This is a genomic window from Rhodanobacter sp. ANJX3 (assembly GCF_014200755.1).
Taxonomy (GTDB): Bacteria; Pseudomonadota; Gammaproteobacteria; order Xanthomonadales; family Rhodanobacteraceae; genus Rhodanobacter.
Window position 1 is genome coordinate 1 of sequence record NZ_JACHCM010000002.1, and the last position, 21,929, is coordinate 21,929.

Here is a 21,929-nt window from a genome sequence, read left to right on the forward strand (position 1 = left end):
GGAAGAACTGCGAGCGCCAGCTCAACACTAGCCTACAGTTCATCCATTTGGCCTTCCTGGCCCTCCTACTCAGAAGATCGTAAACAGGCTCTTAGCAAACCGGCGTCTGAATCATCTTACCTGGACGATCGGCTCGCTCGACGGTTCGGTCGAAGCCTTCAACGGCAGGCTCAGAATGAAGTGAGTTCCCCTTCCCGGCACCGAGTGAATCTGCACCGAAACACCCAAGGCCTCTGCCGTACGTTTAGCGATCCACAAACCCAGGCCCAATCCCTCCGATTGCGCATCGCCCTGCCTGAACGCCTCGAACAAGGTATTGACCGATTCGCTGGCCATGCCGATACCCGTGTCGATGATATGCAGCGCCACGTGGTCGGCATGACGACGGCAGCCCACCACAACGCGTCCGCCGGCCTCGGTATATTTCACCGCATTGGCAACCAGGTTGCCGATAAGCGTTTCCAGTTGAACGGCATCGCTGTGGACATGCAGACGCGTTCGCAAAACGCTCAGGCGAATATCTTTACGCTCTGCCAGCGGCAAAAAATTGGCGTGGATAAATTCGAGCACATCGCCCAGATCGGTGTCGTCCAATTCCGCCAGGGTGAATGACGCATGCCCGCTGGCTGCTATCAACATGCGATTGAAGCCCTTCTTAATAGTTTCCAGACCGCCGTTGGCCAGCGTCAGCCGCTTGAGCTGATGCGGCGCGGCCTCCTGCAGCAGACTCTGCACCGACAGTGACGCCACGAACAGCGGCTGGCGCAAATCGTGCGCCGCGCTGGCCAGCATGCGTGCCCGGTAATCGCTGGTTTTCTCGCTGAGCCTGAGCATCCTGCGCAACTCCAGATGCATCATCACCTGACGCGCGAGCATTCGCAGCATGTCGATTTGCTCTTGCGTAAGGCTGCGGCTTACCGTGTCGAGCACGCACATGGTACCGAGCGTCACGCCGTCGGCGGTAGTGATCGGAGCGCCGGCATAAAATTTCAGATCGGGGTCGCCGGTATAAAGCGGATTACCGCCGAAGCGCCGATCGGCGCTGGTGTCGGCAATGACCAGCACATCGTTTTCCAACACCACGTGCGCGCAGATCGACGCGCTGATCGGCGTTTGCGATTTGCCCAATCCGATCTCGGACTTGAACCATTGGCGCTCGGCGTCGATCAACGTGATCGAGGCGATCGGCGTACGGCAGATCGTCGATGCCATCCGGGTGATGTCGTCGAAGACGGATTCGCGCTGCGTATCCAGAATCTCGTAGGAATACAGCGTCGCCAGCCGATGCGCGTGGCGCAGCGGAGTCAAATCAGGTGATAGATTCTGTTTCAACAAGATCGTCAAATCCTTGTGAAAAATTTTAGCTACGAGACCCGACTAAAAAGGTCTGGCTGTTCCTCGCCGACCGACCAAACGTTCCAGCTCCCTGATCATAGCCAAAGAGCGCCCGGCGCAATACGGTTTTCTTCGCGCTCCGACTTGCGAAATACGGCACGGTGGCGACATCGCGCCCATGGATGCAAGCCGTGCGGTAACTGCGGTGTTTTTGCGTATCTTCGTGACTACTGGCCAAGCCGGAATCGGATCAGCGGAGGCGCCGTCGACTGAACCATTTTCGACTTTCTTGCCGGCGGCGGCGATAGGGAGGAACGCATTCGCGCGTCCGGCTGGACCACGCCAACACTCGACCATCCGCAAGCTGGCCGCAGGAAAAGCCCGGCAACGCCGCGCTTTTCCTAGCTCGCGTTTCACGGTACGCGTCGATGCCTGTTACGCCATCGGCGGCCTACGCTCGCCCCACGGCTGCGCTTGCTCCAACTGAGCGGCGAGTCGCAGCAGCATCGCTTCGTCGCCGAAGCGCGCGACAAACTGCACGCCGTACGGCAGCTCGACGCCGCCCTCTTCCGCTGGCGCCCAGTGCAGCGGCACCGACATGCTCGGCGTGCCGGTGAGGTTGGACAGCTGAGTAAAAGGCACGCGCTGCAGGCTCGTCGCCACCAGCTGATCGACCATGCCGCTTTTGAAAAGCAGCTTTCCCGCACCGAGCGCCAGCACCACCTTCGCCGCCACCTGCTGTAACGGCGGTGTGGCCAGTTCGCCGATGCGGTTAGGCGGCTGCGCAGCGGTCGGCGTGAGGTAAAGATCGTAGGTCTGATGGAAGCGACCGAGCGCGCGAGCATAGTCGTTCCAGCGGCTGCGCTGATCGACGTACTCGCCGGTGCCGAGCGTGCGGCCCAACAACGCAAGCACGCGCGTCTCCAGTTCGAACGCCTCATCGCTCGCACCGGTCAGCCGCTTCGCCTGCGCGATATTCGCCGCGGCCTGACCGAAGTACAGAGTGATGAAGCTGCGCGCCAGCGCGTGGCCATCGACCTCGGGCTGAGCCGGTTCCACCATGTGACCAAGATCGGTCAATAGCTTCACCGTGCGCATCACCGCCTGCACATATTCGGGATGCACCGGCGTGCCCAGAGGCGACGTCACGCTGTAGCCGATGCGCAGCGTTCCGCTCGGCCGCTGCATCTCTTCGGCATAGGTACGCTCGGGCGGCGCGATCGCGAACGGTGCGCCCGCTTCGATACCGGCAATCGCATCGAGCAGCCGCGCCGAGTCGCGCACGCTGCGCGTCAGTGCGTGTTGACTCGATGCACCGTCCCAGAACTCGCCGTGGGTCGGCCCGCTCGGCACACGACCGCGCGATGGCCGCAATCCGAACAAGCCACAGTACGAGGCCGGAATGCGGATCGAACCGCCGCCATCCGACGCACCCGCCGCCGGCACGATACCTGCCGCGACCGCCGCAGCGCTGCCGCCGGACGAACCGCCCGGCGTGCGCTGAAGATCCCACGGATTGCGCGTGGGCTGATCCCAGATCTGCGGTGCCGTCTCGCCCTTGAACGCAAACTCCGGCGTCGCCGTCTTGCCGAAGATCACCAGCCCGACATCGAGAAAACGCTTCACGATCTCGGCGTGCTGCGTCGGCGTCCAGTGCCGCAGCGCCCTACTCCCGGCCGTGGTCGGCACGCCGGCATAATCCTGAGCAATATCCTTCAGCAGAAACGGCACGCCCGCGAACGGACCGTGCAATGGCAGCTTCGCGCGCTCGCGTGCCAGCGCTTCCATCGGAATGCAGATGGCCGCCAGCTTCGGATCGACCTCGGCGGCGCGTGCCAAGGCCGCCTCCAGCACCTCGGCCGTCGACACATCCCCGCGGGCAATCAGCGCGGCGAGACCCGTAGCATCGTAATCGCGGTATTCATTGAACATGCGCAGTCCTTCCATCCCCGGTGAGGTCGCGTGCCGCCTGATTTCGCCGATGCTCCATCGTGCGACCGCGGTTGTATATCAATTCGCTACGGACCGCACATCCCTCGGATCAACACGACCGGACCGCATCCCGCTCCACTGACGAAGGCCTGAGGATAACCGCTGCTGCTTACAGAGAGGTCGGTGGCATCGTGCCGCACATAAAAACACCCCGTCGCGCGGGGTGCTTGCTGAAATCGCAGCTGCCAACTCGTAGCAGGGGCCGCCTTTTCTATACGCCGCCAGCGATATGAACATGGCGGATCACATTCTTCACGACGTCGCGTCGCCGGTCTTGCCGGGGATCGGCGGATCGCTGATCGGCCGATCCGGTTCCACGTCAGGCGTAATCGCAGGAGCCTTTTGCGGATCGCTGGGTTCAGGCGTGGTCGGTGGCGGCGAATGCGGGTGCGGTGTGGGCGGCTCTTCCTTCGGCGGCGGAAAGTCGGGGCCGTTTGGATCGGCAGGTGGGTCGATCGGCTCCGGGTGGCGGGGGATCGGAATATCTCCGGGTTGCTGCTGGGTCACTGGTTTACTCCTCGGCCGAAACGTCGGCCGGATGATCGGTCAGTCGGCTTGCTTGCGCGTGCGCGCCGCTTTCTTGGCGGCGGCAGATCGCCCGGCCGCGCCCTTGGTCTTCACCGCTTTCTTGGCCGCGGCCGAACGGGATGCGGCCGTGCGCTTGGCGCTGGCCTTCTTGGTCTGCGCGGACAGCGCCTGGGTCGATACCGCGCTATGGCCTTCCTTTTTCAGCGCCTTGGTGGTCGCCTTGGAGCGTGTGGCCGAAGGCTTGTGTGGATGCGCGGCAGCCTTCGTATCCTGCGCGGCTTTTTTCTTCACCGTCTTGCTGGCGGTTTTCGATACCGGCGCCTTGATGCCGTCGCGCCGCGCCTCGGAGAGACCGATCGCAATCGCCTGCTTGGTCGACCGCGCGCCATGCTTGCCCTTGCGGATATCCTCGATCATCTCACGCACATACTCCCCCGCCTGCGTGCTGGCGGACTTGCCCTCGCGCTTGTCCTTCTTCGCGGCAGCGCGCGCTTTCTCAACAGCCATGGCGATGCTCCTGCGTATGACGTCGACTAACGACAGTGTGACGATTTAGCGCGTGGGGCTGTGGATGTCGTGTCAATCATCGGATCGGACCGTCACGGCGCCACATTTATTGCGCTGTTCAGATGCCCACATCAACAGCCAAATGCGACTGGGTCGCCGCGAGAGATCAATTACATGGACGAGCTTCCTTTGCGGCGTTCAATTGTCTTATATGCATCGGGCCATTGGCGTTATGCGCCAAGCAAAGTAAGCTCACGGCAACATCTTCGCCGATGATAGTTACCATGCGGACAGAGATTCAGGAACTACAGGCCTCACTCCGAGATTTCGCCACCGAGAGGGATTGGGGACAGTTCCATTCGCCGAAAAACTTAGCGGCGGCGTTGTCGGTGGAAGCCGCAGAACTACTCGAGCACTTCCAATGGCTCACGGAAGAACAAAGCCGGAATATTTCCGAAGAAAAGCGCGGTCCAGTGGCCGAAGAAATTGCAGATGTTTTGCTATACCTGCTCCAGCTGGCTGACAAACTCGGTATCGACCCTGCAGATGCTGCACGAAAGAAGATGGTGCTCAACGCGGTTAAATATCCGGTTAGCAGAGCCAGGGGAACGATGAAGAAATACTCGGAACTTTGATGAAACTTCCCTGGGGAAGCAGAGCGTGATCGTTTATCAGGCAACCAAGAAAAAATTCCTGGACGATCACGACAATCGAGACATTGAAAGTGTTATCTCGGCAAAGTACTTGCAGCGCACGGGTCGCTATGCGCCGGAGGCGGAATTCCGATCATGGAAGAACTCTTTGGGCGAAATGGCCAAAGTTCTTCGTGACGTCGATATTCCAGACGATATCGGCGTCGGCGTCGAATATGGAATACCACAGACATCCAAACGTATCGATTTCATTCTTTCAGGCAGGACGGACACTGGTCCCAATCTGATCATTGTCGAACTTAAACAATGGTCCGAAGCCAAGCTAACCGAAAAAGATGGCTTGATTATCGCTCGCCGTGGCGGTTCGTCAGGTGAACGAGAAGGAGCACATCCATGCTATCAAGCATGGTCATACGCCGCACTTTTGCAAGGTTTCAATGAAGCAGTTTATGAGCGAAGCGTCACTTTAAGCCCGTGTGCCTATCTCCATAACTATGTACATGACGGTGTAATCGACCACCCTGCCTACTATGGGATCTACATCCGAAAGGCTCCGCTATTCCTAAAAGGCGAAATCGAACGCCAACGCCTTCGGAATTTCATCAAGCAGCACGTCAAATATGGCGACAACGCCGAACTGATATATGAAATTGAGAATGGACGAATTCGTCCTTCCAGGATGCTGGTCGATAGCCTTGTCGGGATGATGAAAGGCAATCAAGAATTCGTTCTTATCGATGATCAGAAAGTTGTTTTCGAAAACGCCATTGCGCTCGCTATAAAGGGTTCTGAACAAAAGAAACAGGTCGCCATCATTCGTGGAGGACCCGGCACAGGTAAGTCAGTTATTGCGATCAACTTGCTCGCCCACCTCTCAAAGCTGGGTTTGGTTACAAAATACGTATCCAAGAATGCAGCGCCTCGTGCGGTTTTCAAAGCAAAGCTTACGGGCACCTTCAAGCAAACAGCGATCGGCAATCTTTTCTCGGGATCAGGCGCATTTTTTGAAACAGAGGCCAATGCGTTCGATACTTTGATCGTCGATGAGGCTCATCGTCTCAACGAGAAGTCGGGCCTCTATGGAAACCTTGGCGAGAATCAAATCAAGGAAATTATCCATAGCAGTAAAAGTGCAATCTTCTTCGTCGATGACGATCAGATAGTGACTTTGTCGGACATAGGCCATGCGTCAGAACTGACTAAGTGGGCCACTTCGGCTGGAGCGCAGGTCACTCATCTCGAATTGGCATCCCAGTTTCGTTGCGGAGGGTCGGACGGCTACACGGCTTGGCTGGATAACACGCTCGGAATACGAGAAACAGCCAACACGGTACTGGACACGAACGAATTCGACTTTCGCGTCATAGACTCCCCGAACGAACTGCATGCATTAATCGCAGAGCGAAACACAGCCAATAACAAGTCTCGTGTCGTAGCTGGTTACTGCTGGGACTGGGTTAGCAAAAAGAACCCAGACCAATACGACATCGTGATCCCAGAGCACAACTATGCCAAACGTTGGAATTTGGATAGAGACGGGAGCCTATGGATCATGGCAGCCAACTCCATTGATGAAGTTGGCTGCATACACACTTGCCAAGGCCTCGAGCTAGATTACATCGGCGTGATCATCGGGACAGATTTAACCATACAAAATGGCGAGCTAATCACACACCCCGCGGCCAGATCATCTATGGATCGTTCGATACGCGGATGGAAATCCATGATGAAAACTGATCCCAAAGCGACTCGCCTAAGAGTAGATCGCATCATCAGAAATACCTACAAGACATTGATGACGAGGGGCATGAAAGGATGCTACGTCTACAGCATCGATTCAGAAGTACGGAAATTTTTGATTGACCGAACGTGTCGTTAGTGAGCGGCTTGTGTTGCCCCCGTCCCGCAATGGCGCTGGTAAGCCTACATATTGATTATTCTGGTTTTCGGACAACGCGCACACTGGGGTAATAACGCAAAACTCCCTACATCGCCGGCTGCCCGTTCGACGCCGATACGCCGCCGTCCACCGCCACAATCGAGCCCGTCATGAAGCTGGCGTCGTTGCTGGCGAGGAAGGCGATCACGGCGGCGACTTCTTCGGGTTCGCAGATACGGCCCAGCGCGATGCGTTCTTCGAACTTGGCGATAAGCGCCTTGTTGTCCAGCATGTCTTCGGTCATGCCGGTGCGGGTGAGGCTGGGGCAGACGGCGTTGACGCGCACGCCTTTTTTGCCGAGGTCCAGCGCCAGCGCGCGGGTGAGATTGACCACGCCACCTTTGGACGCGTTGTACGGGCTCATGCCCCAGTCGCCGCCGGTGCCGGAGACGGACGCGGTGTTTACGATGCAACCTTTGGTCTTGATGAGATGCGGAATGGCCGCGCGGCTACCGAAGAAAACGCCGTCGAGATTGGTGCTGATGACCTTGTGCCAAGCCTCGTCGTCGATCTCGACCGGGTCGCCGGTTTCGGCGGTGCCCGCGTTGTTGACCAGCACGTCGAGCTGGCCGAATTTTTCCACCGTCTGCGCGATCGCGCGGCCGATGGCGGCGGAATCGGCCACGTCCACATCGAGCGCCAGCGTGCGTTCGGGCGGCAGTTCGCTGGCGATGTTGTCCGGCCTATGGTGACCGACCAGCACCACGTTGGCACCCTCCTGCGAAAACCGCCGCGCGGTCGCCGCGCCAATGCCGGAACGCGCACCGGTGACGAGTACGGTTTTGTTGGCGAATCGATGCATGGTTGAGACCCTCTTTCGTTAGTCTGCACACGGGGTGTGCGCAGCGATGGATCGAGGGTGACGTCGCGCGGATGGATGGGGCGTACAGAGACGGTGGGCGGAGCGATCACGCGTGAGTTATGTCGCGTGGCTCAGCGCCTTTGATCGGGCTCGCTGGCGATGTGTTTGGCGGCATCGCGCATGCCGCGGTTCACGGCGTCGAATACATCCCCGGGGAAATCCTGCGGCAGACGGCTGGCAATGCGATCCAGCGCGTGGGGGATCTGATCGGTCAACGACTCAATGAGCTGTGCGCCATCGCTCAGACCGAGCTTTTCGGACAGCGCAATCCAGTGCCAGCGGTGAATGTCGCGGATAAGGTAATGGCGATTTCTGCCAGCCACCGCCATGGCGAGTTTGGCCTTGTGCGCATCTAGCCTGTTCGGCCCCTTACCCTGGATGGGATAGGTGGAAAGCATGTCGTACAGCGGCGTGAGGCGATAGGCGCCGCCGGCGCGCAAATGCAGGCTGAAGTTTTTGGCATGCCCATCGGTGGCGGCCATCAGCCAAAACAGGATCTGGGTGGTGAAAAACACGCGGCGGTCGGCTTCGGCATTTTCCGACCCCAGCAGCACATCCATGATGGAACGGATGCCGGGGCCTCCATCGGCTTCGTATTTCCGCGCTGGCGAGAGGCCGAGCGCCTGACAAAAATCTTCCTGCGGAATACGCTGCCACCAGGTGTTATCCGCGGAGAGCTGACGATCGAAGCGCTCGACGATCAGGGCGGTTTGATCTTCGAATTGACCGATCTCGACGTTCGCCACGGGCAAGCCAAGTTCACGTGCTACCTCCATCGACAGCCATTCCAGCGGCACTGACTGGCTTAGATCGGCGCGCATATTGCCGACCAGGCCGAGCGGCAGCTTGAAGATATGCGTGGTAGGCGTGGCGCCATGCGGAATGCACCAGCGGTCCTGATGTTTCAGCAGCGCGGTTTTCTCCTGCGCGCCAGCGATGGAGAGACAAAACGCATCAGCTTCGGCATCAGTCAACGGGCCACCGCTGGTGGTATCGCGCAGCAGCTGGGCCACGCCGCTTTCGTCCAGCGGCTCGGCGTCGATGCGGTGCGCATCCGTCGGGCTTTTGCCAGCGGGTGTCAGCTGCACGGCGCCGGCGCAATCGCGGCCGATCGCCGCCAATAGATCGAACGCCTGGGTGGAAGCCGCACCGTAGCGGCTGCGCAAGCGTTGCAGGATGCGCTCGTTGTCGGGAATCAGGTTTTCGAAATACGTCGAGACGAATTCGCCACGGAGCGAGCTGCCCTGCTCTGTACCGTGCCCCCGTGTAAACGGCAACGAAAGCGAAAGCGGTCGGCCTTGGGATGAATCGATCCACGCACGGTCATAGACCAAACGATCGGCGCCGACGCTGGCCCGCTCCCAGCGACCGACCTGGAATCCATTCATCCAGATATCCAACGCCTTGATGCGTCGCGCAGCCATCGTTACCACTCCACCGGTGGGCTGGGCTCGGCAATATGCGGCGACTGGCCCTTTGCGATGAGACTCAGCTCAAGACCGAGCAGCAGGCAAAGCCGGTGGATGCGTTCAAACGAGGCTCGACCGGCGTTGCTTTCCAGCTTGGACACGGCTTGAACCGTCACGCCCATCTGCCTGGCAACATCGGCCTGAGTCAACTTTCGCTGCAGCCGCGTGGCGCGCAATACGGTGCCGAGTTGGTCGGGTATTCGGATGATCGTCATACGAAAATTCAACCTTTGAGTTGACATTCAAGCAATCAACTTACAGATTGAATAACTAAAAATCAACCTTTGAGTTGATTTTAGTATGAAGCAGAAAAAGCCACGCATGGCGGGGCTTTTTCATCACTTCAATGCTGAGCGATCACGCGAACGGATCATCCAGCACGATGGTGTCTTCGCGGTCGGCGCCGGTGGCGACGAGGGCGAGTTTGCAGCCGGAGAGTTCTTCCACCGCGCGCAGATAGGCGCGGGCGGCGGGCGGCAGCTGATTCCAGTCGCGGATGCCGGCGGTGGATTCTTCCCAGCCCGGGAATTCCAGGTAGACCGGCTTGCACTCGTCCCAGCCGTCCGCGTCGAGCGGGGCCAGCTCGCGGCGCTTGCCGCGGTACTCGTACGCGATGCAGACCTTGATGGTTTCCAGGCCGTCGAGCACGTCGAGCTTGGTGATCGCCAGACCGTTGATGCCGTTGATCTGGGTAGCGCGCTTGAGCGCGACCAGATCGATCCAGCCGCAGCGGCGCGGCCGGCCGGTGCTGGCGCCGAACTCGTTGCCGACCTTGCGCAGGCGCTCGCCCATGTCGTCGTTCAACTCGGTCGGGAACGGACCGCTGCCGACACGCGTGGCGTAGGCCTTGCAGATACCCAGCACGTAGTCGATGTCGCTGGCGCCCACGCCGGTGCCGGCCAGCGCGCCACCGATGGTGGTGTTGCTGGAGGTGACGTAGGGATAGGTGCCGTGATCGATATCGAGTAGCGCGCCCTGCGCACCTTCAAACAGGATGTTGCCGCCGCTCTTGCGCACGTCGTGCAGGATGGTGGCGACGTCGTCGACCATCGGGCGGATGTATTCGCCCCAGGCGAGCGCGTCCTTGAGCACGGTGTCGTAGTCGACCGGCTCGGCTTTCAGCCACTGGGTGAGAATGAAGTTGTGATAGTCGACGGCGGTTTTCAGCAGCGCCGGCAGCTCGTGCGGGTACATCAGATCGGCCACGCGCACGCTGCGGCGGGCAACCTTGTCCTCGTACGCCGGGCCGATGCCGCGACCGGTGGTGCCGATGGCCTTGCCGCCGGCGGCGATCTCGCGGGCCTTATCCACGGCGATGTGGTAAGGCATGATCAGCGGCGTGGCCGGGCTTATCTTGAGGCGTGAGCGCACTTCGACGCCGTTGCCTTCGAGCTCGGCAATCTCTTCCATCAGCGCGGCGGGCGACAGCACCACGCCGTTGCCGATCAGGCACAGCGCGTCGTCGCGCAGGATGCCCGAGGGAATGAGGTGCAGCACGGTCTTTTTGCCCTTGATCACCAGCGTGTGGCCGGCGTTGTGGCCGCCCTGGAAACGGGCGACGGCGCTGACGCGCTCGGTCAGCAGGTCGACGATCTTGCCCTTGCCTTCGTCGCCCCACTGGGCACCAAGAATGACTACTGACTTACCCATGATGTTCTCGCTCATGTTTGCATGCCCGCGGATGGGCAACATCGGTGATGGAATGAATTATCCGGCCAGCGCGTACGCTGGCAAAAACTCGTGTTCAGTGCTTCGGCGACGGGTCGTCGAAGTAACGCAGGAATTCCGAATCGGGCTTGAGGATCAACACGCCCTTGCCGTTCTTGAACGCGGTGCCATACGCAATAAGGCTGCGGTAGAAGTTGTAGAACTCCGGATCCTGACCATAGGACTGTGCATAAATGGCAGCCGCCTGGGCATCGCCGTCACCACGCACTTTTTCAGCATCGCGTTCGGCGTCGGCTTTCAGCACCACGACCTGACGATCGGCGTCGGCCTGAATCCGGGTCTTGGCCTCCTGCCCGGCCGAACGCAGCTGGTTGGCTATCTGCACTTGTTCGGCGCGCATGCGCTTGTACACGGCAGCATCGACTTCGGCCGGCAGGTCGATGCCCTTGATGCGCACGTCGACCACTTCCATGCCGAGGCTCTTGCGGGCGGCCGCATCGGCCACCGTGCGGGAGTGGTCGGTGATCTGCTGCGTGCCGCCGGCGATGATGTCGTCCAGCTTGTGCGTGCTGAACTGCGCGCGCAACGCGTCGTTGATCAACGGCATCAGTCGCTGCGCGGCCTGCAGCGAATCGCCGCCGGTGGCACCGTAATAGGCGGTGGCATTGGCGATGCGCCACTTCACGTAGAAGTTGACGTCGACGCTTTTCTTTTCCGCGGTGATGTACTGCTGCGGCTGCGCGTCGAGCGACAGGATGCGGTTGTCGATGGCGACCACCTGCTGCAGCAGCGGAATCTTGGCATGTAGGCCGGGCGGCTCGTCTGCGCGGACGATACGGCCAAACTGCAAGAGCAGCGCACTGTGCCCTTCATTGACCACGAACAGGCTGTTGAGCCCGAGGATGATCAGTGCCGCAACCACGGCAGCGATAATGACCTTGTTCATGGCTGCTTGCCTTTGTCGTCTGCGGGCGGCGCATCGATGGTGGCGGGCACCACGGCGTTGACGGTCGCCGAGCTGGCTGGCGCGGCGCCGGTGGCTTCGCTGCCGGCGGCTGGAAGGTTGATGACGTTGCGTCCACCCGAGCCGTCGATGACCTTGGTGGTGTTGGCCATCACCTGCTCCATGGTTTCCAGATACAGGCGACGACGAGTGACTTCGGGCGCGCCCTTGTATTCCTTCAGGATCAGGTTGAAGCGGGCGGTGTCGCCCTCGGCGCGGGCAATGCGTTCGGCCTTGTAGCCCTCGGCGGCGGCCGCGATACGCGAGGCATCGCCGCGTGCGATAGGCAATACCTTGCTGGCGTAGGCCTGGGCGGCGTTTTCGCTGCTCTGCTTGTCTTCGCGCGCGTTGTTGACGTCGTCGAAAGCGTCTTTCACTTCTTTCGGCGGCGCCACGTTCTGGAAGCTGATGTCGTTGACCTGCATGCCGGCGCTGTAGCCATCTAGCGTTTTCTGCACGGCCAGCTTGGCCTGCCCAGCCAGCGGCGTGCCGCCGCCGGAAAGAATCTGCTCCATCGTGCTGGCACCGATCACGCTGCGCACGGCCGACTCCGCGGCCGCTTGCACGGTGCCGTCGGGATCGTTGAGCGAGAACAGGTATTTCTGCGCATCGGTCACCTGGTATTGCACGGTGAGGTCGACCGCGATGATGTTCTCGTCGCGTGTCAGCAGAGTGACTTTGTCGTTGACCGAACGCACGCGCGCCGCGTCGACTTTTTCGACCGACTCGAACGGCTGCGGCAGCTTGAGATGGAAGCCGGGACCGAGCGTGCGCGCGTATCCACCAAACCGTAGCACCACGCCGACCTGACGCGCCTCGATCACGGTGTAGCTGCTCAGCAGCAGACCGACGACGATCAGAACGATCACGCCAGTGATGATGTTGCGCGACATCTGCTTGGGCGAGCCCAGCAGTTTCTTGGCTTGCTTGAACAGGTCGTCGAACGGCGACTTGCCGTTGCCGCCGTCCGGCTTGCGGTTGTTCTTGCCCCACGGATCACGCTTCTGCCCGTCGCCGGGTTCATTCCATGCCACTGTCAGTCTCCTTGGAGTCGGGAGGCCGGCAACCACGGCCGGAACACACGTTGAGGGGAATAGCGCATGCGAGGTAGCCAATACGATCGAAACGGCGTGCTGCCCGGAAGGCTTTTGGCCGCACAAACACCGCCGATTCTAACAGAGAGTGCCGCGATCGTCCGCGCTTCCACGTACGGGCTTCAGGGCAGCGGCGCTTCGGCCAGCAATTCACGCAGGAGCTGGGTCTCGGTCGCATCCCCGCCGCTCAGCGGCGCAATGACGCTACGCGGGGCGTCGATGCGCAGCTGCCAACCGTGCTCGTCCACCGTTTCACCGGTAATCGCGCCGGCCGCCTTGAGCCGCGCATGAAGCCGACCCGCGGTCAGCGGCAGCTGCAGGCCGGACTGGATACGCTCGCCACCGAGCAGTTCGCCCAGCGCCTGGCGAAGTAGCTCCAAGCCCTCGCCCGTAGCCGCGGATAGCCACACCCGCACCGGCTTACCGGCGGCGTTGCGATCGATGCGCGGCGTGATGCTCGAACGAGCCGGTGCAGCAGCATCCTGAGGCTCAGCGCCAGTCTCCACGCCCTCGCCTTGCACCAGGTCGATCTTGTTCATCACCTGCAGCTGCGGCAGGTCGCCGGCGTCAATTTCTTCGAGCACGGTGTCAACGACGTGATGCAGGCGGTCGCGCTCCTCGTCCGAGGCGTCGCAGACGTGCAGCAGCAGATCGGCATCGCGCGCCTCGGCCAACGTGGCCCGGAAAGCGGCGACCAGATCATGCGGCAGCTCGCGGATAAAACCGACCGTGTCGGCCAGCACCGACGGACCGCAGGCCAAGCCTTCGAGCTTGCGTACAGTGGGGTCGAGCGTAGCGAACAGCTGATCGGCCGCGTAGACCTCGCCGGTAGTCAGCGCATTGAACAAGGTCGACTTGCCGGCATTGGTGTAACCGACCAGGGCCACGCGCGGCACGGTGTTGCGCAAACGCGCACGGCGCTGCTGGGTGCGCTGGGTCTGCACTTTTTCCAGCCGCTTGGTCAGCATCTTGACCCGCTCGGCTAGCAGCCGGCGATCGAGCTCGAGCTGGGTTTCACCCGGACCGCGGTTGCCAATGGCGCCGCCACGCTGGGCGTCCAGATGGGTCCAGCCGCGCACCAGCCGGGTCGCGATGTGCTTGAGCTGGGCAAGCTCCACTTCGAGCTTGCCCTCGTGCGAACGGGCGCGCTGGGCGAAGATGTCGAGGATCAGGCCGGCGCGATCGACCACGCGGATGCCCAGGTGTTCTTCGAGGTTGCGCTCCTGCACCGGAGTGAGCTCGTGATCGACCAGCACCAGATCGGCACCGACCGCTCTGGCAGCCTCGGCAACTTCGTCGGCCTTGCCGGTGCCGATGAAATAGCGTGGATTGGGATTCTCCACCCGCGCCGCGATGGTGCCGAGTACCTCGGCACCGGCGGACTTGACCAACTCGGCAAATTCTTCGCCGCGACGCACGGTGTCGTGCTCCGCACGGGAGTGCGGCAACACTAGCAAGGCGCGATCGCCTCTTTTCTGTCTATCGAACACGGATGGGTGGGGCCTGGTGGAAACCTACCCACTTCATGCGGGCTGCAGCCGCGTCAATCAAGCGTCGGCATCGGCCGAGGCACCATCGCCATGGCCATCGTGACCGTCCGGACCGTCGTGGCCGTTGCCGATCTTGACGTTGCGGCTGGGCACCACGGTGGAGATGGCGTGCTTGTAGACCATCTGGCTGACCTGATTGCGCAGCAGCACCACGAACTGGTCGAACGATTCGACCGTACCCTGCAGCTTGATGCCGTTGACCAGATAAATGGCTACGGGCACGCGTTCGCGACGCAACGCGTTCAAAAACGGATCCTGCAACGATTGTCCCTTGGACATTTCTTATTCTCCCCTTGGTACGACCAGGTCCGAGAAAAAACGCCAATGGCGCCTCGGCCCAACAATGTTCTGATCTTAACCGCTTTTAAATGGCTGATGAAAGGGGATTTTTGCGCTACGGGTCGGCGCGCGGCAAAGCGCCGGGGCCGATGCTTTTCGAAGCACCACTCACGCGCAGGAAACCGTTAATGGAGCCGGCCGAGAAATAGCTCTACGGCATCGACGGCGCGGGCCAGCGGATGCCCTCGATCCGGATCGAATACGCGTGCACCCACATCGCTGCGCAGCCAGGTGATTTGCCGCTTGGCCAACTGGCGGGTGGCGAAGATGGCGCGATCGCGGAACTCGGCAGCATTGGTTTTGCCGTCCAGATGCTCCCACGCCTGCCGATAGCCCACGGCACGGATGGCGGGGAGATCCGCGTGCAGATCGTGGCGCGCTCGCAGCGTTTTCATTTCGTCGAGAAATCCGTCGGCGAGCATGGCGTCGAAACGCTGCGCGATGCGCGCATGCAGCGCGCGTCGGTCCTCGGGCAACAGTGTCAGCTTGAGCACCCGCCAGGGAAAGCGTGCATGGCCACGCTGCTGAAGCTCGGACAGCGGCCGACCGGTGAGCTCGATCACTTCCAGCGCACGCTGCAGCCGCTGCGCATCGTTGGCGCCGATGCGTGCGGCGGCGGCCGGATCGAGGGCGACCAGGCGCGCATGCATGGCCGGCCAGCCGATCCGTTGCGCTTCGGCGAACAGTCGCTCGCGCAGCGCGGGATGGGCGTCGGGCAGATCGGACAAGCCCTGCTGCAAAGCCCGGAAGTACAGCCCGGTACCGCCAACCAGCAGCGGCACCCTGCCCCGCGCGCTGATCTGCCGCATCACCGGCAGCGCGTCAGCCGCAAAGTCGGCCGCCGAATAAGGCTGCGACGGCTCGCGAATATCGATCAGCGCATGTGGATAGCGTGCCAATGTAGGGGCGTCCGGCTTCGCCGTGCCGATATCCATACCGCGATACACGAGCGCGGAGTCGACACTTACAAGGTCCAACGGAAACTGATCGCTCAGTTCGCACGCCAGCGCGGTCTTGCCCGAGGCCGTGGGGCCCATAAGGAAGATGGCAAGTGGGCGCTGATCAATGGGCATCGGCGCATTGTAAAGGTCTGTTACGCGACCACGCATCGTCAGACGCTGATGCGAAACTTGTGACAGAGCCTTCAAGTGCCCGTTCGCAGCTAGTGAAAAGGCGCGGCAACGGCAGCCGGCTTATCTGAGCAATCCACCCTCACGACGACGTTGACCATGCCCACCTTGCCTCGCTTCCTTTTCGTGTTCATCACCGGCAGCGGGCTCGCCCTCGGTGGCGTAGCCGCCGCGGCCTCGCCTGCAACGCCCGATTTCAGCGGCATCTGGCGATTGAACGATCAGCAGAGCGATAGCCCCGACCAGATCGCCGCACGACTGCGCGCCGAGCGAAAGCGCGAAGAGGCCGCTGCACAACTGCCGGCCAGCGCATCCACGAGCAGTACGCCAGCGGTGAGCAGCGCATCCAATTCGCATGGCGGCCACGGCGGTGGTCGCAGCGGTGGCGGCATGGGCGGTGGTGGAGGCCACGGCCGCGGTGGCAATCACAGCCAGAGCAAAGACCGCAGCAACGACGGCGTGTCGCCGATTGTCGACACGCCACCTCCATTGCTTGCGAACGATTCCATCCTCAACGTGCAACAAGACGCCAAACATATGCAGGTCGCCTTGAGCGACAGTGACCAACTCAACGCCAGGCTCGACGGCGTCGCGCAGCAGTCGCTCAACGGCAGCGCGGTGGTGCAGACAAGAAACTACACCGATGGCCTATCGATCAGCATGCAGTTCGATGGCGGTACGCACCTGGACGAGTTTTGGGTGAAATCGGCCGACGGCCATCACTTGACCGTGACCGAACAATGGACGACGCCGACGGTAAAGCAACCCATCGTGTTCAAACGCAGCTACGACCGGCTGGATATCTGAACCTCACCGAGCCGAGTCGCCAATGACGCAGTGCGTCAGGGCGCCGATCGGTCGAGCCGATCTATAATGGGAAATTGCCTCCACTCGTCCCCGGATATCCCATGCAGCAGCAGACAATGAAAGCCTTGGTCAAGCGCAAGCCCGAGCAGGGTATCTGGATGGAAGAGGTGCCGATCCCCGAGATCGGCCCGAACGAAGTGCTGATCAAGATGGAAAAGACCGCAATCTGCGGCACCGACCTGCACATCTACAAGTGGGACGAGTGGTCGCAGCGCACGATCACCCCCGGGCTGACCATCGGCCATGAGTTTGTCGGCCGCATCGTCGAGATCGGTCCGGGCGTGACCGGCTACAAGATTGGCGACCGCGTGTCCGCCGAAGGACATATCGTTTGCGGTCACTGCCGCAACTGCCGCGGCGGCCGCACGCACCTTTGCCCGAACACCGTAGGCATCGGCGTGAATCGCAACGGCGCGTTTGCCGAATACATGGCCATGCCGGCGTCCAACCTGTGGCCGATTCCCGATCAGATTCCATCCGAACTGGCGGCGTTCTTCGATCCCTACGGCAACGCCGCGCACTGCGCGCTGGAGTTCGACCTGATCGGCGAAGACGTGCTGATTACCGGTGCCGGCCCGATCGGCATCATTGCCGCCGGTATCGCCAAGCACGTGGGCGCGCGCAATGTCGTGGTGACCGACGTCAACGATTACCGCCTCAAGCTGGCGGCCGACATGGGCGCGACCCGCGTGGTCAACGTTTCCAAGCAGTCCCTCAAGGATGCCATCGCCGATCTGCATATCGAGGGCTTCGACGTCGGCATGGAGATGAGCGGCAACCCGCGCGCCTTCGGCGACATGCTCGACTGCATGTACCACGGCGGCAAGATCGCCATGCTCGGCATCATGCCGCGCGGCGCCGGCATCGACTGGGACAAGGTGATCTTCAAGGGTCTGACCCTGCAAGGCATCTACGGCCGCCGCATGTACGAGACCTGGTACAAGATGACCCAGATGGTGCTGACCGGCTTTCCGCTGCAGAAGGTGCTCACCCATCAGATCGCCATCGACGATTTCCAGAAGGGCTTCGACCTGATGGATGCGGGCGTCTGCGGCAAGGTGGTTTGCTCCTGGCACTAAGCGCCGCGCTTGAACGTTCAACGCAACGCCCCGCTTTTGCGGGGCGTTGCCGTTTGAGGACGGGAAAAGGTGGACTGGCTAACGACTGGCCAACCTGCCGCTGGCGTAAACTCGCCTCAGGAATGTCAGAGAGCCGCAGCATAGGAAGCGCTCACGCTGCCAAATCGGCCACGCGGGATGACTCGCAACCAGGGGAGCAACGGTCGAATGCGGGAATGGAAACTGCCGCCATGGTCACATCCCTCCGCCTGGCGCGAGCCGGCGGGCAAATTCTATCGATCGCACCGCACGCGCAAGACGCTGCGCATCGTCGTTATCGTATTGGTGGTGTTTGGCCTGCTGGGCTTTTTCGCGGCGCCGCCGCTGATACGCAGCCAGCTGCAAAGTCGATTGAGCCAGACCCTGCAGCGACCCGTCACCGTGCAGCAGGTGCACCTCAATCCGTTCACGCTGAGGCTTGCGCTGGACGGTTTGCATATCGGCGATCGCGATGGCCGCAGCCGCTTCGTCGACATCGATCAACTGGTGATCGACGCGTCGTGGAGTTCGTTGTTTCGCTTCGCGCCGATTCTCGACCAGCTGCAGCTCGATCGACCGCGCATTTTGCTTGCACGCGACGGGCCGCAGCACTTCAACTTTTCCGATTTGATCGACAAGTTCGCCGGCGGCTCGGCCGAGCCGAATGCATCGCCAGCGCGATTCGCGCTGTACAACATCAGCGTGCATCAGGGTGATGTCGTTTTCGACGACAGTGTGCAGAAGGCGCATCACGAAGTAGCCCAGCTGGAGCTGGGCATCCCGTTTATCGCCAACCTGCCGAGCGATACCGATATCTTCGTGCAACCGCTGCTGGCGATGACGGTAGACAGCAGCGCCGTCAGGCTAGCCGGTCAAATCAAGCCGTTCGCCAGCACGCGCGAGTCGGTGATGCATTTTCACCTCGATCATCTCGACCTACCCCGCTACCTCGGCTACGTGCCGGCACTGCCGATAGGGATAGCAAAAGGGCAGCTCTCCGGCGAGCTGGATCTGCACTTCATCGCCGACCCGAAAACACCGCGCCTCAGCCTCACCGGCACACTGCAACTGGACCAGCTGGCGGTGACCGGCAAAGACTCGACGCCACTGCTCAGCCTCCAGCAAGCCCAGGCACAGCTGACCGACGTACAGCCGCTGATCGCACGCTACACGCTCGGCACGCTGCGTCTGGATCATCCCGAGCTGAAGTACGTCAGCTTGGCCGCAGGTCACAGCAACTTCGATCCGCTGCTCGGTGACGGCAAACCCGGCGAAGGTGCAAAGACTGCCGTGCGTATCGCGCAACTGGATATCAGCGGCGGCCATCTGCTTTACGTCGATAAAACCGGTCCATCACCGACTCAGCTGAGCGTGGAAGACCTGAGCGGCAGCATCGACGGGTTGACGACAGTGTCGGCACCGCCGGCCACGCTCAATATGACTGCCCAGCTCAATGGCGGCAGCCTGAAAGCGAAAGGCACGGTCGATATCGCCGCCAGCCAGTTTCGCGGCCATGTCAGTCTGGATGGCGTGGACATGGCGCCGCTGCAAGGTATCGGTGACCCCACGCTTGCGGCAAACCTGAGCGGCAAACTCGCCGCCCATGGACAACTTCGGGCGCAGTGGCACGGTCCCTTCAATGCGCAACTCAACAGCGCGCAGATCACGCTGAGCGACGTGGCGCTGCTACCGAAGAAGCGCAAGGATTCGGGCGTGCAGTGGAAAAGCCTGCTGCTCGGTCTCGACCAGCTCGACCTGGCCAAAAAAGAGGCGAAGCTCGCCACGGTGACGTTTAAAGGATTGACTGTCGATGCGCAGCGACTGGCCAATGGCAACGTCGATCTGGCGGAGCTCGCGTCTTCACCCGCAGCTTCAACATCCGCATCGTACTCACCCGCTGCGGAAGGACATAAAAAATCCAGAACATCCAAAGAAACAGCATCGACCGGCATCTGGCACTGGCATATCGACCACTTCTTGCTTGATGACGGCGCCTTCGCGCTGACCGATCAAAAAACGCCTGGCAAACCGCAGACCTTGAAGCTCAGCAAGATCAGCCTGAAGGCGGACGGTCTTTCCGATGACATGCATCAGCCGTTGAAGATCGACATCTCCGGCTCTATCGGCAAGAACGGCAGCTATCAGATCAGCGGTAAGGTGACGCCACAGCCGCTGGACGCGCAGCTGCAGATCAAGACGATGCGACTCAATCTGGCACCGTTCGAGAACTACGGCAGCGTGCCGCTGAATGTCCTGGTCAGCAGCGCACTGCTGACCAGTAACGGGCGCGTCCACTACGCGCAGCGCGGTGATCAATCGACGACGGATTACCGCGGTGTCGTCACGCTGGGCCGCGTGCGAGTGCAAGACAAGGTCAGCGGCGACGATTTCTTGCGTTGGGAAGCGCTGACGCTGAACGGCTTGAGCGTGCAGCTGGGCGAAGGTGCGCCGAAAGTTTCCATCGCGGCACTGACGATCGATCAGATTTACGCGCGGCTGATCATCAATGCCAATGGACGGCTGAATACGCAGGACGTGGTGACCAATCCCGCCAGCGCCCCCGTATCGGTGACCCGCGCCGAAACTACACCCGCTGCGGCTGCTAGCGCCGCCGCGCCGGCGATTGTGAGCAATCTGCCGACACCTCAGATGCATATCGGCGCCGTCACGGTGACAAACAGCCAGCTCAATTACACCGACAACTTCATCAAGCCCAATTACACCGCCAATATCACCCAGCTGACTGGCAAGATCGGCGGCTTCGGCACCGACAACGGGCCGCCGGCCGACCTCAGCCTGCAGGGCGAACTCGACGACAACTCGCCAGTGGATATCGAAGGCTCGATCAATCCGCTGGCGCCAGTGGCATTTCTCGATATCACCGGCAAAGCGGAGGGCATCGAGCTGACCAACCTCAGCGCCTACTCCGGCAAATACACCGGCTATCCGATTACCAAGGGCCGGCTCAATGCCGACGTCCATTACAAACTGGATCAGCGCAAGCTGTCGGCGGACAACCATATCTTCATCGACCAGCTGACCTTCGGCGACCGCATCGAGGGTAAAGGCATCAGCCATCTGCCGGTAAAACTGGCGGTTGCGCTGCTGAAGGATTCGCAGGGACGCATCGACGTCCATCTGCCGGTTTCCGGCTCGCTGGACGATCCCAAGTTCAGCATCGGCGGACTGGTCTGGCACGCGTTCGTCAACCTGATCGGCCGTGCCGTCACCGCGCCGTTCCGGCTGCTGGCCTCGGCGTTCGGCGGTGGCTCTGGCCAGGATCTTGGGTATGTGGCGTTTGCGCCGGGCAGCAGCGAGCTCAGCGCCGACGCCCAGAAAAAACTCGCGCTCATCGTCAAGGCACTGACGGACAAGCCCTCGCTCAACCTGGACATCATCGGCCGCGCAGACCCTTCCAAGGATGAGAGCGGATTGCGCAGCGTCACCGTCGATCAGCTCGTTCGCGCCGAGCGGCGCGACGACGAAGGCGACAAAGCAGATGCACCGGCTTTCGCCGACGAAACCCCGCTGAGCCCCGACGACTACAATAAATATCTGACCAAAGCCTACAGGCACGCCAAATTCAAGAAACCGCGCGATCTGATAGGACTGACCAAATCGCAGCCGCCGGAGGTAATGAAAAGCATGCTGGAGGCCAGCGTGTCCACGGATACCGATGCCATGCGCCGTCTGGCCCAGCAGCGCGCGGATGCCGTTCGCGGCTGGCTGCGTGGCAAAGTGCCGGACAAGCGATTGTTCGTGCTGGCACCGAAACTCGATGCCAAGGGTATCGACGACAAGGGCGCGACCACCCGCGTCGACTTCGGGCTGCACTGAAGATTCGCGGGTGTGTTGCCACGAGATGATGCCCGAGGTTTTCCGATCGGCGCTGAAGG

General features: G+C 61.2%; 18 protein-coding genes. 5 read left to right on the forward strand and 13 right to left on the reverse strand.

Going from position 1 to position 21,929, the window contains the following annotated elements:
• Window positions 1-111: 111 nt before the first annotated feature.
• The 4 genes from HDE76_RS04625 to HDE76_RS04640 form a co-directional block, all read right to left on the reverse strand.
• On the reverse strand, window positions 112-1,335 hold the full coding sequence (locus HDE76_RS04625; RefSeq protein ID WP_255457923.1) for a GAF domain-containing sensor histidine kinase: 1,224 nt from the start codon (window positions 1,333-1,335) through the stop codon (window positions 112-114).
• Between the two features lie 435 nt (window positions 1,336-1,770).
• A complete protein-coding gene (locus tag HDE76_RS04630) occupies window positions 1,771-3,267 on the reverse strand; it encodes an amidase (protein ID WP_179482745.1) in 1,497 nt (498 codons plus the stop codon).
• A gap of 312 nt (window positions 3,268-3,579) precedes the next feature.
• The gene (locus HDE76_RS04635; protein WP_179482747.1) at window positions 3,580-3,834 is read right to left on the reverse strand and encodes a hypothetical protein; all 255 of its coding nucleotides are present in this window, start codon (window positions 3,832-3,834) and stop codon (window positions 3,580-3,582) included.
• A gap of 39 nt (window positions 3,835-3,873) precedes the next feature.
• Entirely contained in the window at window positions 3,874-4,362 is a 489-nt protein-coding gene (locus tag HDE76_RS04640; RefSeq protein ID WP_179482749.1) for a DUF6496 domain-containing protein, read from the reverse strand.
• A gap of 284 nt (window positions 4,363-4,646) precedes the next feature.
• Between HDE76_RS04640 and HDE76_RS04645 the strand changes: the two genes are divergently transcribed.
• Window positions 4,647-4,997 carry a nucleotide pyrophosphohydrolase gene (locus HDE76_RS04645; RefSeq protein WP_179482751.1) on the forward strand — a complete coding sequence of 117 codons (351 nt, stop codon included), beginning with the start codon at window positions 4,647-4,649 and terminating at the stop codon, window positions 4,995-4,997.
• Between the two features lie 25 nt (window positions 4,998-5,022).
• Window positions 5,023-6,894, forward strand: coding sequence for a DUF2075 domain-containing protein (locus tag HDE76_RS04650; protein WP_179482753.1), 1,872 nt, complete (start codon window positions 5,023-5,025; stop codon window positions 6,892-6,894).
• A 106-nt stretch (window positions 6,895-7,000) separates the two neighbouring features.
• Here HDE76_RS04650 and HDE76_RS04655 read toward each other — a convergent pair whose 3' ends face one another.
• The 9 genes from HDE76_RS04655 to miaA form a co-directional block, all read right to left on the reverse strand.
• Window positions 7,001-7,756 (reverse strand): SDR family oxidoreductase, encoded by a 756-nt coding sequence (locus HDE76_RS04655; RefSeq protein ID WP_184505758.1) that lies wholly within the window; start codon window positions 7,754-7,756, stop codon window positions 7,001-7,003.
• A 131-nt stretch (window positions 7,757-7,887) separates the two neighbouring features.
• On the reverse strand, window positions 7,888-9,240 hold the full coding sequence (locus HDE76_RS04660) for a type II toxin-antitoxin system HipA family toxin (protein ID WP_179482757.1): 1,353 nt from the start codon (window positions 9,238-9,240) through the stop codon (window positions 7,888-7,890).
• Window positions 9,241-9,242: 2 nt separating this feature from the next.
• On the reverse strand, window positions 9,243-9,500 hold the full coding sequence (locus HDE76_RS04665) for a helix-turn-helix transcriptional regulator (protein ID WP_179482759.1): 258 nt from the start codon (window positions 9,498-9,500) through the stop codon (window positions 9,243-9,245).
• A gap of 142 nt (window positions 9,501-9,642) precedes the next feature.
• Window positions 9,643-10,935 (reverse strand): adenylosuccinate synthase, encoded by a 1,293-nt coding sequence (locus HDE76_RS04670; protein WP_179481757.1) that lies wholly within the window; start codon window positions 10,933-10,935, stop codon window positions 9,643-9,645.
• Between the two features lie 94 nt (window positions 10,936-11,029).
• The gene (hflC, locus tag HDE76_RS04675; protein WP_179481478.1) at window positions 11,030-11,899 is read right to left on the reverse strand and encodes a protease modulator HflC; all 870 of its coding nucleotides are present in this window, start codon (window positions 11,897-11,899) and stop codon (window positions 11,030-11,032) included.
• Window positions 11,896-12,990, reverse strand: a complete 1,095-nt coding sequence (hflK, locus tag HDE76_RS04680; RefSeq protein ID WP_184505760.1) for an FtsH protease activity modulator HflK — start codon at window positions 12,988-12,990, stop codon at window positions 11,896-11,898. Before hflK ends, hflC begins: the two co-directional genes overlap by 4 nt.
• 182 nt (window positions 12,991-13,172) lie before the next feature.
• Window positions 13,173-14,540 carry a ribosome rescue GTPase HflX gene (gene hflX / locus HDE76_RS04685; protein ID WP_184505762.1) on the reverse strand — a complete coding sequence of 456 codons (1,368 nt, stop codon included), beginning with the start codon at window positions 14,538-14,540 and terminating at the stop codon, window positions 13,173-13,175.
• A 57-nt stretch (window positions 14,541-14,597) separates the two neighbouring features.
• Window positions 14,598-14,879, reverse strand: a complete 282-nt coding sequence (hfq, locus tag HDE76_RS04690) for an RNA chaperone Hfq (RefSeq protein ID WP_179481490.1) — start codon at window positions 14,877-14,879, stop codon at window positions 14,598-14,600.
• Between the two features lie 185 nt (window positions 14,880-15,064).
• Window positions 15,065-16,012, reverse strand: coding sequence for a tRNA (adenosine(37)-N6)-dimethylallyltransferase MiaA (gene miaA, locus HDE76_RS04695; protein WP_184505764.1), 948 nt, complete (start codon window positions 16,010-16,012; stop codon window positions 15,065-15,067).
• A 156-nt stretch (window positions 16,013-16,168) separates the two neighbouring features.
• On the opposite strand from miaA, the gene HDE76_RS04700 reads away from it, so the two are divergent.
• The 3 genes from HDE76_RS04700 (at window position 16,169) to HDE76_RS04710 (ending at window position 21,870) form a co-directional block, all read left to right on the forward strand.
• Window positions 16,169-16,876 (forward strand): hypothetical protein, encoded by a 708-nt coding sequence (locus tag HDE76_RS04700; RefSeq protein WP_184505766.1) that lies wholly within the window; start codon window positions 16,169-16,171, stop codon window positions 16,874-16,876.
• A 116-nt stretch (window positions 16,877-16,992) separates the two neighbouring features.
• Window positions 16,993-18,015, forward strand: coding sequence for an L-threonine 3-dehydrogenase (gene tdh, locus HDE76_RS04705; RefSeq protein ID WP_184506627.1), 1,023 nt, complete (start codon window positions 16,993-16,995; stop codon window positions 18,013-18,015).
• Between the two features lie 207 nt (window positions 18,016-18,222).
• Window positions 18,223-21,870, forward strand: a complete 3,648-nt coding sequence (locus tag HDE76_RS04710; RefSeq protein WP_184505768.1) for a DUF748 domain-containing protein — start codon at window positions 18,223-18,225, stop codon at window positions 21,868-21,870.
• Window positions 21,871-21,929: the final 59 nt, after the last annotated feature.